The organism is Streptomyces sp. NPDC002776 (genome assembly GCF_053592195.1).
Genome location: NZ_JBSFVG010000014.1, coordinates 1 through 14,622, shown reverse-complemented (window position 1 = coordinate 14,622; position 14,622 = coordinate 1). Strand labels below are relative to the sequence as shown.

9 protein-coding genes are annotated in these 14,622 nt (G+C 73.0%); 4 read left to right on the top strand and 5 right to left on the bottom strand.

Annotation, left to right across the window (positions count from 1 at the left end):
* Positions 1-38: 38 nt before the first annotated feature.
* Together lhgO and ACWD11_RS25785 are read right to left on the bottom strand one after the other, a co-directional pair.
* Positions 39-1,247: an L-2-hydroxyglutarate oxidase gene (gene lhgO / locus ACWD11_RS25790; protein WP_389416450.1), complete on the bottom strand. Its 1,209-nt coding sequence runs from the start codon at positions 1,245-1,247 to the stop codon at positions 39-41.
* Between the two features lie 77 nt (positions 1,248-1,324).
* The gene (locus tag ACWD11_RS25785) at positions 1,325-2,749 is read right to left on the bottom strand and encodes an MFS transporter (protein WP_389416449.1); all 1,425 of its coding nucleotides are present in this window, start codon (positions 2,747-2,749) and stop codon (positions 1,325-1,327) included.
* Positions 2,750-3,442: 693 nt separating this feature from the next.
* On the opposite strand from ACWD11_RS25785, the gene ACWD11_RS25780 reads away from it, so the two are divergent.
* Positions 3,443-5,542 carry an asparagine synthase-related protein gene (locus ACWD11_RS25780; RefSeq protein WP_451285784.1) on the top strand — a complete coding sequence of 700 codons (2,100 nt, stop codon included), beginning with the start codon at positions 3,443-3,445 and terminating at the stop codon, positions 5,540-5,542.
* 13 nt (positions 5,543-5,555) lie between these two features.
* On the opposite strand, the gene ACWD11_RS25775 is transcribed toward ACWD11_RS25780, so the two are convergent.
* Together ACWD11_RS25775 and ACWD11_RS25770 are read right to left on the bottom strand one after the other, a co-directional pair.
* The gene (locus ACWD11_RS25775; RefSeq protein ID WP_451285782.1) at positions 5,556-7,508 is read right to left on the bottom strand and encodes a sigma-70 family RNA polymerase sigma factor; all 1,953 of its coding nucleotides are present in this window, start codon (positions 7,506-7,508) and stop codon (positions 5,556-5,558) included.
* A 290-nt stretch (positions 7,509-7,798) separates the two neighbouring features.
* Positions 7,799-8,584: a TetR/AcrR family transcriptional regulator gene (locus ACWD11_RS25770; protein WP_451285780.1), complete on the bottom strand. Its 786-nt coding sequence runs from the start codon at positions 8,582-8,584 to the stop codon at positions 7,799-7,801.
* Between the two features lie 385 nt (positions 8,585-8,969).
* Between ACWD11_RS25770 and ACWD11_RS25765 the strand changes: the two genes are divergently transcribed.
* Together ACWD11_RS25765 and ACWD11_RS25760 are read left to right on the top strand one after the other, a co-directional pair.
* Positions 8,970-10,349, top strand: a complete 1,380-nt coding sequence (locus ACWD11_RS25765; RefSeq protein ID WP_389416445.1) for an NAD(P)/FAD-dependent oxidoreductase — start codon at positions 8,970-8,972, stop codon at positions 10,347-10,349.
* A 214-nt stretch (positions 10,350-10,563) separates the two neighbouring features.
* On the top strand, positions 10,564-12,213 hold the full coding sequence (locus ACWD11_RS25760) for an ATP-binding SpoIIE family protein phosphatase (RefSeq protein WP_389416444.1): 1,650 nt from the start codon (positions 10,564-10,566) through the stop codon (positions 12,211-12,213).
* A gap of 1 nt (position 12,214) precedes the next feature.
* On the opposite strand, the gene ACWD11_RS25755 is transcribed toward ACWD11_RS25760, so the two are convergent.
* Entirely contained in the window at positions 12,215-13,492 is a 1,278-nt protein-coding gene (locus ACWD11_RS25755; protein WP_389416991.1) for an MFS transporter, read from the bottom strand.
* Between the two features lie 139 nt (positions 13,493-13,631).
* On the opposite strand from ACWD11_RS25755, the gene ACWD11_RS25750 reads away from it, so the two are divergent.
* Positions 13,632-14,183, top strand: coding sequence for a MarR family winged helix-turn-helix transcriptional regulator (locus tag ACWD11_RS25750; protein WP_389416443.1), 552 nt, complete (start codon positions 13,632-13,634; stop codon positions 14,181-14,183).
* Positions 14,184-14,622 lie beyond the last annotated feature (439 nt).

Genomic DNA, 14,622 nt, shown 5'->3' with positions numbered 1-14,622 from the left:
TTACGTGTTGACGGAGTGCGGGGCAGCGGCGGAGCCCGTCACACCGACCCCAGCACCGCCAACGCCCGCCGGGCCACTTCCCGCCCGATCGGCAGGGACGCCGTGGCCGCCGGTGAAGGCGCGTTCAGCACATGCACCGCCCGCGCCCCCTCCTTGATCAGGAAGTCGTCCACCAGCGTCCCGTCCCGGAGCACCGCCTGCGCCCGCACCCCCGCCGCCGCGGGCAGCAGGTCCTCCTCGGTCACCGCCGGCAGCATCCGCCGCACCGCCTGCGTGAACGCCGCCTTCGACACCGACCGCCGCAGCTCGCCCGCGCCGTACCGCCAATGCCGCCGGGCTATCGACCACGACCCCGGCCACCCCAGCGTCGAGGCGAGCTCCCGGGGCCGTACGACCCCCCAGCCGTACCCCTCCCGGGCCAGCGCCGGCACCGCGTTGGGCCCGACGTGGACCCCTCCGTCGATCCCCCGCGTCAGATGCACCCCGAGAAACGGGAACGCCGGATCCGGCACCGGATACACCAGCCCCCGCACCAGCTCGGGCCGCGCCAGCGTGTAGTACTCCCCCCGGAACGGCACGATCCGCATCCCCGGCTCGTCCCCGGTGAGCCGGGCGACCTCGTCGCAGTACAGCCCGGCACAGTTCACGAGCACCCGCCCGCGCACCACGTCCCCGTCCGCCGTGCGCACGGCGACCCCGAGCTCCGGCCGCCGGTCCACCCGGACCACCTCGGCGCCGTACCGGATCTCCGCCCCCGACGCCTCGGCCAGCCGCCGGGCGACCCCCACGAAGTCGCAGATCCCGGTGGTGGCGACCTGTATGGCCGCCAGTCCGCGCACCTCCGGCTCGTAGTCGGCGATCTGCGCGGCGCCCAGCTCCCGCACCGCAATGCCGTTCTCCCGGCCGCGCTGGACCAGCGCGTGCAGCCGGGGCAGCTCCGAGCGCTCGGTGGCGACGATCAGCTTCCCGGTGACGGCATGGGCGATGTCGTACTCGGCGCAGAACTTGACCATCTCGGCGGCACCGCGCACGGCGTACCGCGCCTTCAGCGATCCGGGCCGGTAGTAGATCCCGCTGTGGATCACCCCGCTGTTCCGCCCGGTCTGGTGCCGGGCGGGCCCGGTCTCCTTCTCCAGCACGGTGACGCGGGTACCGGGCGCGGCCCGCGTGATCGCGTACGCCGTGGACAGCCCGACGATCCCCCCGCCGACCACGAGCACATCACCGTCGTATGCGACCGACCGCACCAGCACCACCTCCCGCCTCCGATAGTGCACTGCGCCACTGACAATGCCTTCAAACCCGGGGGGAGAGGCGAAGGAACCTACGCCGGAGTCATCAGCAGCGGACGGGCCCGCTCCCGCAGCTCCACCACCCGCGGCTCGTCCCCGTAGGGCTCGAGACGGTGCAGCAGATCCTTCACGTACTCGGTGGTGCGCGCCGACGAGATCCGCCCCGCGACCTCCACCGCCCGCACGCCCTGCTCGCATGCCGCGTCGAGGTTGCCGGACTCCAGTTCGGCGACCGCCGAGACGACCAGCCGCAGCCCGTGCGAGCGCACGAACTCCTCCGTCGGTTTCGACAGGGCCTGCTCCGTGAACCGGCGCACTTGACGCGGCGCCTTCAGATCGCGGTAGCACTCGGCGGCGTCCGCGCAGAAGCGGTCGTAGGAGTAGAAGCCGAGCCAGGAGGGGTCCTGGTCGCCGTCCCGGGAGCGCTCCAGCCAGCCCTCGGCCGCCTTGAGCGCGGTGCCGGCCGCCTGCGCGTCCCCCGCGCGTGCGTGCGCGCGTGCCTCGACGAGCCGGAAGAAGCTCATGGTGCGCGCGGTGGCCAGACCGCGGTTGCGCTCCAGCGCGGCCTGGGCCAGGTCGACGCCCTCGTCACCGAAGCCGCGGTACGTCGCCTGCAAGGACATGGAGGCCAGCACATACCCGCCGAGCGGCACGTCCGCCGCCGCCCGGGCCAGCCGCAGCGCCTGGATGTAGTACCGCTGCGCGGCCTCCTGCTGTCCGGTGTCGAAGGCCATCCACCCCGCGAGCCGGGTCAGTTCGGCGCTAGCCCCGAACAGTGCCCGGCCCACCTCGTCGGAGTAGGAGCCGAGCAGCAGCGGCGCCGCCTCCACCCGTAAGCACTCGGGCACCATGGACGAACGCCAGTCGCCGCCTCCGTACTTGGAGTCCCAGCGCCTGGCGTCCTCGGCGGCCTCCCGCAGTTTCTGCACATCGCTGTGGCCGACTTTCACCGGTGCGCCGGACCCCTCGGCGGGGTTCACCTCGCGCGCCACCGAACTGTCGGCCGGGGTTATCAGCCACCGCGAGGCGGGTGTCGCGTAGGCACTGACCGCGAACGAGCCGGCCAGCGACTGCCAGATGCCGCCGGAGCCGGCGCGCCGTCCGGCGAGGTCGAGACGGTAGAGCTCCGTCGCCGACCGGACCGCCTGGCCGACGTCCCGGGGGAAGGCGAGGCCCACTTCGGGGGCGGGATCCGCGTCCGCCAGGCCGATCTCGTGGAGCGGCACCGGGCGGCCGAGCTTCTGGCCGATGGCGGCGGCGATGAGGTGCGGCGCCGCACCTTGCGGCACCATTCCCTTCGACACCCAGCGCGCCACCGAGGTCTTGTCGTAGCGAAGTGTCAACCCGCGTTGTGCGCCAAGGTCGTTGACGCGGCGCGCGAGGCCGGCGTTGCTGATTCCCGCGAGGGCGAGAACGGCGCCGAGTTTTTCGTTCGGCCCGCGTTGCTCCCTGGACATGCGCCACCCCTCGACACAGACGGCTGCCGCGCTGGCATAACCATGCGGCATTCGTAAACCCAGCGTAGTTCGCCGCATCCCAAGCGTTAAGGGGCATTGTTCCGGATGGCGGGATTGTGGTCCGTACTGAAGTGCGGTTCAGGTACGGACGGTTGCGGCGTGCTCCCGCTGTGTGGCCGTGCGCCCGGGTGTGCGCTCTTCTCCGGCCATCCGGGGAGCGCTTCCATGGATCGTGCGTGGGTCGGCCCGCTGTACTGGATCCAGTGGGCTGGGGGACACCGCCGCCTTCATCCCCGCGGGCGGCGGACCGGTCCGGGGGGCGAGTCCCGCCTCCCGGGCTGCGCGCACGCCAAGTAGTGCGCAGGGCCTGTACGGAGAGTGGCCAAACCTGTTGTCGTCACGCCGATTTGGCCGAAAACCGACCCTGCCTCTTGCGGGTGATTACCGCTCCCACCATGGAAATTGAGGGCGCGAAGGGCGTTCTCGGGGAGTGAATCGGGGGCGCATTCGCGTCGCCCCGGCCGGGTGGTCTCCTTGCTCTGCGCGGGTATGGATGCCCTGTGGGGGCGCCCGCGGGGGCGCACTTCACGGATCCCAAGCGGTGTCACCGCGACTCGGGCACGCGTCCTTCATGGCAGCATGGTGAACCGGTTCGTGCGGTGCACTGGTGGTCCACAGCCTGTGGAGGCGTCGATGCGGTGGTTGGTGGGATGGAGCAGCACCGCCGCGGGAGCCGCCGTGATCGGTTCCGCGGGGGCTACCGGGCCCGACGGCGAGAGCGTGCACCCGGTCGGCTCCCAACTCCTGTGGGGCGACCCCGATCCGCTGTGGGCGGTCGGCGACTGGCGCCCCGACGAGGTGCGCGTGGTGCAGGCCGACCCCCAGAACCGGATCGCCGTCCTCGGCATCTGCGGGGCGAGCGACGAGCAGCTGCGGGTGGGCCTATTCGCCGCGCGCGGCGGGGCACTTCGGCATCTGACGGCCTGGCCCGGCAGCTACACGGCTGTCGTCCAGGTCGGCCGCAGGGTCATGGTGTGCGGCGATCTGGCGGGCGCCCGGCCGGTGTTCTACACCCCCTGGTCCGGCGGCACCGCCTACGCGACTGCCGCGCTGCCGCTGGCCGACCTCATCGAGGCGAACCTCGACTTCGGTCACCTGGCCGCCCTGCTCGCCGCCCCGGACGTTCCCGCGGCCCTGGACGACTCCACCCCCTACGACGGCGTACGGCGCATTCCGCCGGGGCACGCGCTGATCCTGCGGGCCGGGGCCCGCGAGATCGCCGGGTACGAGCCGGTCGCCTCCCTCGCGGTGGCGGCACCCCCGGCCGACCCGGACAGCGCCGTGGACGCCGTACGCGACGCGCTGGTGGACGCCGTACGGGCCCGGCTGTCCGCACCCCGGCACGTGCCCGGCGCCGACATCGACCCCGGCCCCGTCCCGGGCATGGGCCCCGCCGAACGCCGCGCCGCGCGCGGGATGCCCGTTCCCGGAATCGGGGCGGACCTCTCCGGCGGCCCGGCCTCCGGCACCCTCGCCCTGCTCGCCGCGGGGCTGCCCGGCATGCCGGGCACCGTGCTCGGCCACGGCACGGGCGCGGGGGAGCGGCTGCTGGCGGTCACCTTCAACGACCTCGCCGTGGGCGGCCGGGAGGCCGAGCTGGAACGGGCGGGCACCCTCGCGGCCAACCCGCGCCTGCACCACGTGGTGGTGGCGGGCGGCGAGGAGACCCTGCCGTACGCCGATCTGGACGGGCCCCTCACCGACGAACCGGGGCCGTCCCTGGTGACGGCGGCCCGGCACCGGGCGCGGCTGGCCGCGGGCAGCGCGGACCACTTCACCGGCTACGGCGCCCGCCAGGTGCTGGACGCCCATCCGGCCCGGCTGACGGACCTGCTGATGGACCGCCGGCGCAGGCACCTGGTCCGTCCGGTCGCCGCGCTCGCGAGGGCGGACGGCTCGGTGATGGTCCCCGCGCGCGTGTACGGCGCGGCGCGCAAGCTGGCGCGCACGCCGTACCGCACGGGTCTGGAGGCGCTGGCCGAGCGGCTCCTGCACCGCCGGTTCGACGACCCCGGGGGTGCCGTGGGGGCGTCGCTCGCGGCCCTCACCTGGGCCAGACCCGGCCCGGCGGCGCGCTGGCTGACGGGCGAGGCGCTGGCTGAAGTATCGGTTCGCCTGCAAGGGGCGACGCACCGCTCCGGGGTCGGCCCGGGACAGCGCCCCGGCGACTATCGCGCGCGGGCCGCGCTCGCCCGGCACGCGGTGGACCTGCGCGTCCTGGAGCAGGCCGCCGAGATCCGCTTCCAGCGCCTGCACGCGCCGTTCCTCGACAACCAGGTCGTCCGCGCCTGCCGCGCACTCCCCGAGGCCCTGCGCGTACGGCCCGGCGCCCGCGCCGCGATCCTCCGTACGGTCCTGGAGGGCGCGGGCGTGGCCGACCTCCCGCCGGGCTGGGGCGCGACGTCCCCCACCCCGGCGGCGCTGGCGGCCCGTGCGGGTCTGAGGGTGGCGGCGAACGACCTGATGGCCCTCTTCGGCACCCCGCTGCTGGCCCAGGCCGGCCTGGTGGAGGCCCGCGTGGTCCGCAAGGCGCTGCGCTCGGCGGCCGAGGGCGAGCCCCTCCCCCTGGACGGCCTGGCCGACCTGGTCTCCCTGGAACTCTGGCTCAACCGCCTGCTGGCCCGCCGAGGCACCTGCTGGACGGGAACCCCGGCACGCGCGCGTGCGGTCCCCGCGGGAATCACGCCGCAGCGGGGGGCGCTGGGCGCGGGCGCGGGGGCGCGGCGGGCCTAGGGCCACATCCGGCCTACCGGCAGCGGAACTTCGACTCGGCCCAGTCCGCGAGGAGCACGCTGTCGAGGTGGCCGTGCGGCTCCACCACCAGCCGTACCGTCTCGCGTCCCGCGATGCCGACCGAGACGGGGACCGCCGGGTCACCGGCCCTGATCACTCCGGACCGCCACAGCCGTACCCCGTCGGCGTACACGGAGAAGGCGAACTCGCCCAGCGTCAGATTCATGTCGTCGACCCCGACCATGGCCCGGTACGTGGTGCACTCCCGGTTGAGATCGATGGTGACGGAGGACGCGCCGTGCACCGTCACCCCGTGCGTGTACCGCTTCCCGGCGATCGACACCCCGGAGCGCTGCCACACCCAGCTGCTCTCGCCGATGCGCATCTCGGGCCCGGTGCCGTCGCCGTTGACGTCGTACGACAGCTCGCTCCACTGGTACTCGGCCGGCGCGGGTGGAGGCGTCGGTGTCGGGGTGGGCGTCGGCTCGGGCGTGGGGGTCGGCGTCGGAGTGAGGGTCGGCGTGGGCTTCGGCTTCGGGGTGGGGGCGGGCGTCGGGGTCGGTGTGGGGGTGGGGGTCGGCTCGGGCGTGGGGGTGGGGGCGGGCTCGGCGGCGAAGACGGGCGGAGGCGGCTGCTCGACCGGCGGCTTGGGGGGCGCGGCCTCCTCGACGACGGGCGCCGGGGAGGTGACCGGCGGCTTGGCGTCCGGCTTCGGCACCGGATCGTCGCCGGCGACCAGCGCGAGGGCCACCGCGGCGGCGGCCACGGCGACCACACCGGCGGCGATGCCGGCCTTCACCGGCGCGCCGAGCCCTTCGGAGGCCGCGGCACCGCCACCGGCGCCCGCCGCACCGGAGGAGGACCCGCCCGCCGCGGCGGCCGCGCCCGCGGCACCCGCGGCGCCCGCTCCGCTGCCGCCCGCGATGAACGCGGCGGCCTTGGCGTACCCGGCGGCGCCGAACCACCCGATGACCGCGACCGGCACGACCGCCGGGATACCCCCGGCGACCTCCTTGATCTGGCCCGCGGCCAGCCGGCACTTGGCGCACTCCTCCAGGTGCTTGCGCAGCCCGCGCTCGGCCCGGGTGCGCAGGCCCCCGCGGGCGTAGGCGCCGAGCCGGTCGGCGTAGCGGGCGCACTCCTCGTCGCCGGCGAGGCTGGCGCTGACATGGGCCTGGAGATAGGCCTGCTTCAGGCCCTCGCGGGCCCGGCTGGCGAGCACGCGCGTGCCGTTGGCGTCGAGCCCGAAGAGCGGGGCGACCTCGCTCGGCGACTCGTCCTCGACCTCGGTGTGCCACAGCACGGCCTGCCAGCGCTCCGGCAGCGACCGGAAGGCCTGCATGGCCATCGACCGCTCGGCCTCGTGCATCGCGCGCACCTCCGCGCCCAGCTCCAGGGTGTCGTCGTCGGACACCTCGGAGGAGCGCGCCGCCTGGGAGGCGAACACCGCGAAGTCGTCGACCAGTTGCTCCCGCTTCGCGGTCTTCGTCCAGGTGGCCGCGACGCGCCGGACCGAGGTCAGCAGATACGCGCGTACGGCGTGCTCGGGGCCGGTACCGCCCCGGACCGCCTGGAGCATCCGGGCGAAGACCTCGGCGGTGAGGTCGTCCGCGGTGTGGTCGTCGCGGCAGCAGGTACGGGCGTACCGGCGGACCGCGTCGGCGTGCCGGCGGTAGAGCTCCTCGTAGGCCGAGTCGTCGCCCGAGCGCATCCGCCCGATGAGATCGGCGTCCGACAGCGGCAGGTCCCTGGGCGGGGGCAGGACGCTGTCCTCGCGTCGATCCCGCTGTGCCGGGACGCTGCCCTCCACGGGCTCGCCCCCCTGGGCGGGGATCGGGGCCACCAACGGCTCGCCGCCCAGCGGCAGATCCGCCCGCCCGCCCTGACTCGGCACATGAGGCGAGGCCGGGCCGTCGTCCTCCGCGTCACCGTCACCGAGTGACCCGTCCCGCCCGTCAACGCCCATCGCGGAAAGCCCCCGCCGCAGCCCAACCAGTCCCGAACACCGGGTCAGAGTGCCATACCGGATTTTGGTCGGCGGCCGACAGCGGGGGCCATCCACTCGTCCGTGGGGACTTCACGCGAACCAGTACTAGCGGTCACCCGAACAGGGAAGGTGCAAATGACGTCCCCTGGGCGGGAGTTGGGCCGCTTCCCGGACTTCCCGACGGGCTTTTCCAGGGTGTCCGAGGCGGGAGCGCGCACGGCGTCCCCGCCTCCTCGTCACCTGTTCGGGTCACCCCGTCGGCCGCCGGGTCAGGACGGCCGCGAGCGCAGCCCCTCCAGCAGGATGTCCAGCAGCCGGGCCGAGGCCGCCGCCTGCTGCGCCGGGTCCGGCAGCGAGGGCGCCGCCGTCGCGATCACCAGCAGGACGTCCGCCACCGACACATCGGCCCGCAGCTCACCGGCCGCACGCGCCCGGTCGACGAGCTGCCCCACGACCTCCAGCAGCGCCGAAGCCCCGGCGTCGTCATCGGCCGGCCCGGCCGGACCCGGAGTCTCCCCCGGCACCAGCCGCAGCTCGCCCGCGCCCGGCTGCGTCCGCTGCTGCGGCACCCGCGCCTCGTCGAACCCCGGGTCGTCCTCCGCGACCCCGACGCGCAGCACCTGCGGCGGCAGCAGCCGCCCGGCACCGGACGCCACCGACGTCCGCAGGAAGCGCGAGAGCGCCGACCACGGCTCGTCCTCCTGCCCGAGCGCCGTCCGGGCCTGATCGGTCAGCCGGGAGGTCTCCTCCTCGGCTATCCGGCGCACCAGTACGTCCTTGCTCGGGAAGCGGCGGTACACCGTCCCGACGCCGACCCGTGCGCGCCGGGCCACGTCCTCCATGGGCGCGCCGTATCCCAGCTCGCCGAAGACCTCCCGCGCCGCGCGGAGCACGTGCTCCAGATTGCGCTGTGCGTCCACCCGCAGCGGTGCCGTCCGCGCACTCTCGCGTCCGTTCCCCGCCGCACTCATGGCTCCACCCATCGTCGCGCCGATCGCTCCGCCGCCGGAAGCGATGGCGGACGTGGACGACCAATGAGAGTCCTGAACATGCATAAGCGTTCCCCCGGTAATGACGTCTCCCCCCGGAGACACCCCCGTCATTCGACAGCCGGAGCGTTGTGGAACATGCCCGGACCCGAGCCCGCCCGTCGCGAAGCCGTTGAGCCCGACGAGCGCATCCCCCTACACCCCGTCGACACACGAACATAGTTGAGAGGGAGTCAATTCAGAAGGGGCACGTTCCGCACAGAGCGCCCCCCGATCGGCGTACGGATCACAAACGTCCCGGTTGCGCCCCCTGCGGCCCCCCGGCGCACACCGGTTGACCTGCGGATCTTCCTCGTACTCCGGTAATTCGGCCAACCCGGCCTCGCGATGGCTCGCGGTCACACAAATTGCTGAGGCTGTGGACAAACTCAGGCGCTGGGTGCGTCATGGGATGGTGAAGGAACGTGCGCGCATTCTCGTTGTCGGTGGTGGCTACGTCGGGATGTACACGGCCCTGCGACTCCAGCGAAAGTTGAAACCGGAACTCAATCGCGGAGAAGTCGAGGTCACAGTCGTCTCACCCGACCCGTACATGACCTATCAGCCCTTCCTTCCCGAGGCGGCGGCCGGTTCGATCTCCCCCCGCCATGTCGTCGTACCGCTGCGCCGCGTCCTCGGCCGGTGCCGGGTCGTCGTCGGCGAGGTCCGCTCCATCGACCACGCCGCGCGCACCGCGACCCTCACCACCCTCGCCACCGAGGAGGAGGGCGCCGGCACCGAACAGATCGCCTACGACGAACTCGTCCTCGCCCCCGGCTCGGTCTCCCGCACCCTTCCCGTCCCCGGACTCGCCGACCACGGCATCGGGTTCAAGACGGTCGAAGAGGCCATCGGACTGCGCAACCACGTCATCGAGCAGATGGACATCGCCTCCTCCACGCGCGACCCCGCGATCCGCGACGCGGCCCTCACCTTCGTCTTCGTCGGCGGCGGCTACGCGGGCGTGGAGGCGCTCGCCGAGCTGGAGAACATGGCCCGCTACGCCGCGCGGTACTACCACAACGTGCGCCCCGAGGACATGAAGTGGATCCTCGTCGAGGCCTCGGACCGCATCCTCCCCGAGGTCGGCGAGAAGATGGGCCGCTACACGGTCACCGAACTGCGCCGCCGCAACATCGACGTACGCCTGAAGACCCGGCTGGAGTCCTGCGTCGACCGGACCGCGGTGCTCAGTGACGGCGCCCGCTTCCCGACCCGTACGGTCGTGTGGACGGCCGGCGTCAAACCGCACCCCCTGGTCGCCGCCACCGGCCTCCCGCGCACCGAACGCGGACGGCTCAAGTGCACCGCCGAGCTGACGATCGAGGGCGCCCCGCACGCGTGGGCCGCGGGAGACGCCGCCGCCGTCCCCGACGTCACCGCCGAGCGGCCCGGCACGGAGACCGCCCCCAACGCCCAGCACGCGCTGCGCCAGGCCAAGGTCCTCGGCGACAACATCGCGCACGCCCTGCGCGGCGAGCCGCTGGAGACGTACTCCCACAAGTACGTCGGCTCGGTGGCCTCCCTCGGACTGCACAAAGGCGTCGCACACGTCTACGGGCGCAAGGTGAAGGGCTACCCTGCCTGGTTCATGCACCGCGTGTACCACCTGAGCAGGGTGCCCACCTTCAACCGAAAGGCCCGGGTCCTGGCCGAATGGACGCTGTCCGGGCTCTTCAAGAGGGAAATCGTCTCCCTCGGTTCACTCGAACACCCCCGAGCGGAGTTCGAACTCGCGGCCGGTGGAAAGCATTCTGTCGACACCGACAACGACCCGAAGGGGTCGTCCTGACCGGACCCAGGAACTCCACCGGCCGGGCAGGCGTCTGACGGTTGTCGGCCCGATCCGCCACACTGCCAGACTGACCCCCGACGCCGGACGGGCAGCCGCCCGCCCCCGACTCCCACGACACCGTCCCCGCAGCGCTGCATCCCCGGGGAGCCACCACCCAGACCCCCGCCCGGGTCCGGAGCTGGCCGAAGACGACGACACGAGGCAAGGATTCGTGAACTTCACGCGCTGGAGCGCCCGGCTCCCCGGAACGCAGCGCCGCGCCGCTGCGCGGACCGAACACGCGGTCCCCGCGGAGCGGCGCGGCGAGAGCGCGGGCTCCGTCCCCGCGGCCAGAGCCGAGCAGCTCACCGACGACGCCCCGCCCGTCCCCGCCCTCGACGAACTCCCGGCACGCGAAGTGCTCGACCGTGTCCCGGCCCTCGTCGCCCTGGTCCACGGCACCGACCACCGCCTGGCCTACGTCAACGGCGCCTACACCGCCGCCTTCGGCGTCCGCCCGCTCGGCGCACCGGCCCGCGAGGCCCTGCCGGAACTGGACGGACTGGGCCTGCTCCCGCTCCTGGACCAGGTCCTGCGCAGCGCCAAGCCCCGCACGGTCAAGTCCCGCAGGGCCCCCGACGGCCGCTCCTACACCTTCACCTGCACCCCGGTCGCCGAGGGCGACGGAGGAGTGCTGGTCTTCGCCACCGACGTCACCGACCACGCCGAGGCCGCCGAGCGCCTGCGCGCCAGCGAACGCCGCCAGCGCGAGACCGCGGTGACGCTCCAGCGCTCCCTGCTCCCCCAGGAACTCGAACAGCCGGACGACCTGCGCATCGCGGCGACCTACCAGCCCGGCGGCACGGAAGCCGCGGTCGGCGGCGACTGGTACGACGTCATCACCCTCGGCGGCGGCCGTACGGCGCTGGTGATCGGCGACGTCATGGGCAGAGGCGTGCGCGCGGCGGCCGTCATGGGCCAACTCCGCACGGCGGTCCGCGCCTACGCCCGCCTGGACCTGCCCCCGCACGAGGTACTGCAGCTGCTGGACGGCCTCGCCACCGAGATCGACGCCAACCAGATCGCCACCTGCGTCTACGCCATCCACGACCCGAACGAGGGCCGGCTGGTGTACGCCTCCGCCGGCCATCTGCCGATCCTGGTCCGCGACGAGAGCGGCACCGTGCTGCGCGCCGACGAGCCGACCGGCCCGCCGCTCGGCACCGGCGGCTGGATGCACGCCTCGGGCTCGATCCCGCTGAGCCCCGGCTCCACCGGGGTCCTCTACACGGACGGCCTGGTGGAGCGCCGGAACGAAGACCTGGACGAGGGCATCGCGTCCCTGGAGCGCGCCCTGGCCGGCGCCACCGGCACGCCCCAGGTCGTCTGCGACCGCCTGGTCCGCTCCGCGGGCGTCACCGCGGACCACGACGACGACGTGGCGGTCCTGGTGTTCCAGCACCCGGCCCGCACGGGCCCGGACGGCGACCTGTTCCGCAACGCCGCCCTGGAACTGCTCGGCGGCGTGGAAGCGGCCCCCCGCGCGCGTGCGTTCGCCTCCGGCGTCCTGACCAGCTGGCGGTTCCCGACGGACCTGCACGACCTGGGCGTCCTGGCGGCCAGCGAACTGGTCGCCAACAGCCTCCAGCACGGCACCCCGCCCATGCGCCTGCGGCTGCGCCGCACCGACCGCCGCCTGATCGTCGAGGTCACCGACGGAGACGACCACCTCCCGCGGCGCCGCCGCGCGGACCCGGCCGACGAGTCGGGCCGGGGCATCGCGATCGTCGCGACGATCGCCTCCGCGTGGGGATCCAGACGGACCCCCGGCGGCGGCAAGGCGGTGTGGTGCGAGTTCGCCCTGCCCAAGGGCGGCGCCTGACTCAGACGTGCGCCGGAGCCTGGCCCTCGGCCGGAGCCCCCCGCTGCGCCACCACCCGGCTCCGCGCCGACGCCGGCTGATCCTGTACGGCGGTCAGCTGCCGCCCCAGCCGCAGCGCGAGCCAGGTGATGCCGAGGGAGAACAGCAGGAACGTCACGATGTACGGCGCGTGCAGCGCGGCCCCCATCGGACCGCCCACCGCCGGACCCACCGCCAGCGCGAGCTGCTTCACCAGGGCGAACGCCGAGTTGTACTGGCCCGCCATCCCCTCCGGCGCGAGATCCGCCACCAGCGGCGCGACCGTCGGCGACAGCATCGCCTCACCCAGCCCGAACAGCGCGTACGTCGCCACGAACGCCGCCGTCGCCATCTCCTGGCTGCCGTGCCCGAGCCCGGCGTACCCCGCCGCGACCCACGCCACCGCCCAGATCAGCCCCACCGCGGCGATCACCCGGGACCGCCGCCGCCGCTCGACGAACCTCAGCACCGCGAACTGCGCCACGACGATCACCGCCGTGTTGGCGGCCAGAGCCGTCCCGAGCGCCGAGGTGGAGATCCCGGCGGCCTCCACGCCGTAGGCGCTCAGCCCCGACTCGAACTGGCCGTAGCAGGCGAAGAACAGCACGAAGCCCAGCACACACAGCTGCACCATCGCCCGGTTCCCGAGCAACTGCTTCCAGCTGCCCTTCGCCGACCGCGCCGGAGCGGCCCCGATCCGCGGCGCGCGCGGCATCCGCACGGTCGCCATCACCACGACCAGCAGCAGGAACATCGCCGCCTCGATCGCGAAGAGCAGGGTGAAGGAGGAGACCCGGGTCGTGTCCACCAGGTGACCGCCGATGAGACCACCGACACCGAGACCCAGGTTCTGCAGGAAGAACTGCGTCGCGAAGGCCCGCGACCGGGTCTCCGCCGTCGACACGTCCACGATCATCGTCGCCAGCGCCGGCTGCATCACGGCCTGACCGGCCCCCAGCGCCGCCGCCGACAGCAGTACGGCCGTGGCGTTCCCCGCCAGGCCGAGGCTGAGCGCGCCGATCGCGGCGGTGACGAGGGCGGCGAGCAACACCGGAAGCGGGCCGCGCCGCACGATCGCCCGCCCGGCGAACGGCAGCACGACCAACGCGGCCACGGCGAACACGGCGAGCACAAGACCCGCCGTGACGGCACCAAGACCCCGCACCTGCGCCACATAGACGTACAGATACGGGACCGTGAAGCCGAGCCCGAACGCGCTGAGTGCGTTGCCCACGTGGATCCGGCGCATCGCGGCGCCCATCGCCCTGGTCACGTTCACCCTCTCAAGTAGTTAGGCCTGAAGTGATTAGACCTCAAGACTTCAAAGCTAAAGTTCGAACCTAAAGAGTACACATCCAAGGACTTCAATGCCAACTAAAGGCCATGCGATACTGCGACGCATGGGCGACACCTCCGGCCTCAGCAACGAGCCGACACTCGAAGAGCAGATCGCCGCCTACCAGCGCGAGTTCCAGGACCTCGACCCACAGGTCGAGAAGATCGTCTCGGCGCTGTCCCGGCTGAACCGCCGCATGAACGTCGCCTACGGCCGCCAGACCGCCACGCTCGGCATCAGCAACACCGAGTGGGAGGTCCTCAAGGCCCTCGTCCTGTCCGGCGCTCCGTACCGCCTGGGCCCGAGCGAGCTCGCCAAGCGCCTCGGCCTCACGCCGGCCGCGATGACCCACCGGATCGACCGCATGGTCGCCGAGGGCCTGGTCACCCGGGCGCGGGACGAGTCCAACCGGGTCCGCGTCATCGTGGAGCTCACGACAGAGGGCCGGGAGAAGTGGACAGAGGCCATGCGCCTCGCCTCGGGCTTCGAGGAGGACCTGCTCCAGGACCTCTCCGCGGAGGAGCGCACGGCCCTCGGTGAGGTGCTCACCCGGCTGCTGCGCAGGGTGGAGCACGCCCAGCCGGACGCCGGCGGGCGACTGACCGACCTCGATTAAAGATCTTGACAGGGGTCGCTTGACACCCCCCTGCCCGATCCGTAGAGTTCTTCGGGTTGCCGCCGAGCTGTAACGGTTCTCCGGTAGCACCTCAGCCGCATGAGCGGCATCTCAATCACCAGCACGAACTCCCAGCCGGGATGAATTCGGCGTGCCCGAATTCAATTCGAATGGGGCTCGGCGGTCCGATTAGGAACTGCCGGGGGAATCCGCTAAGGTTTGAGACGTCGGAACGGCCCGCAACGGCCGCGAGGACAAGCCCGGTTGACAGGGCGTCAGACACCGAGAGGGTCTGATAAAGTCGACATCGCCGGAAGGCCGAGAGGCCGGAAAGCGAATCCCGCCGACAGGGAATCGGAGCCGAAAGGGTCTGATAGAGTCGGAAACGCAAGACCGAAGGGAAGCCCGGAGGAAAGCCCGAGAGGGTGAGTACAAAGGA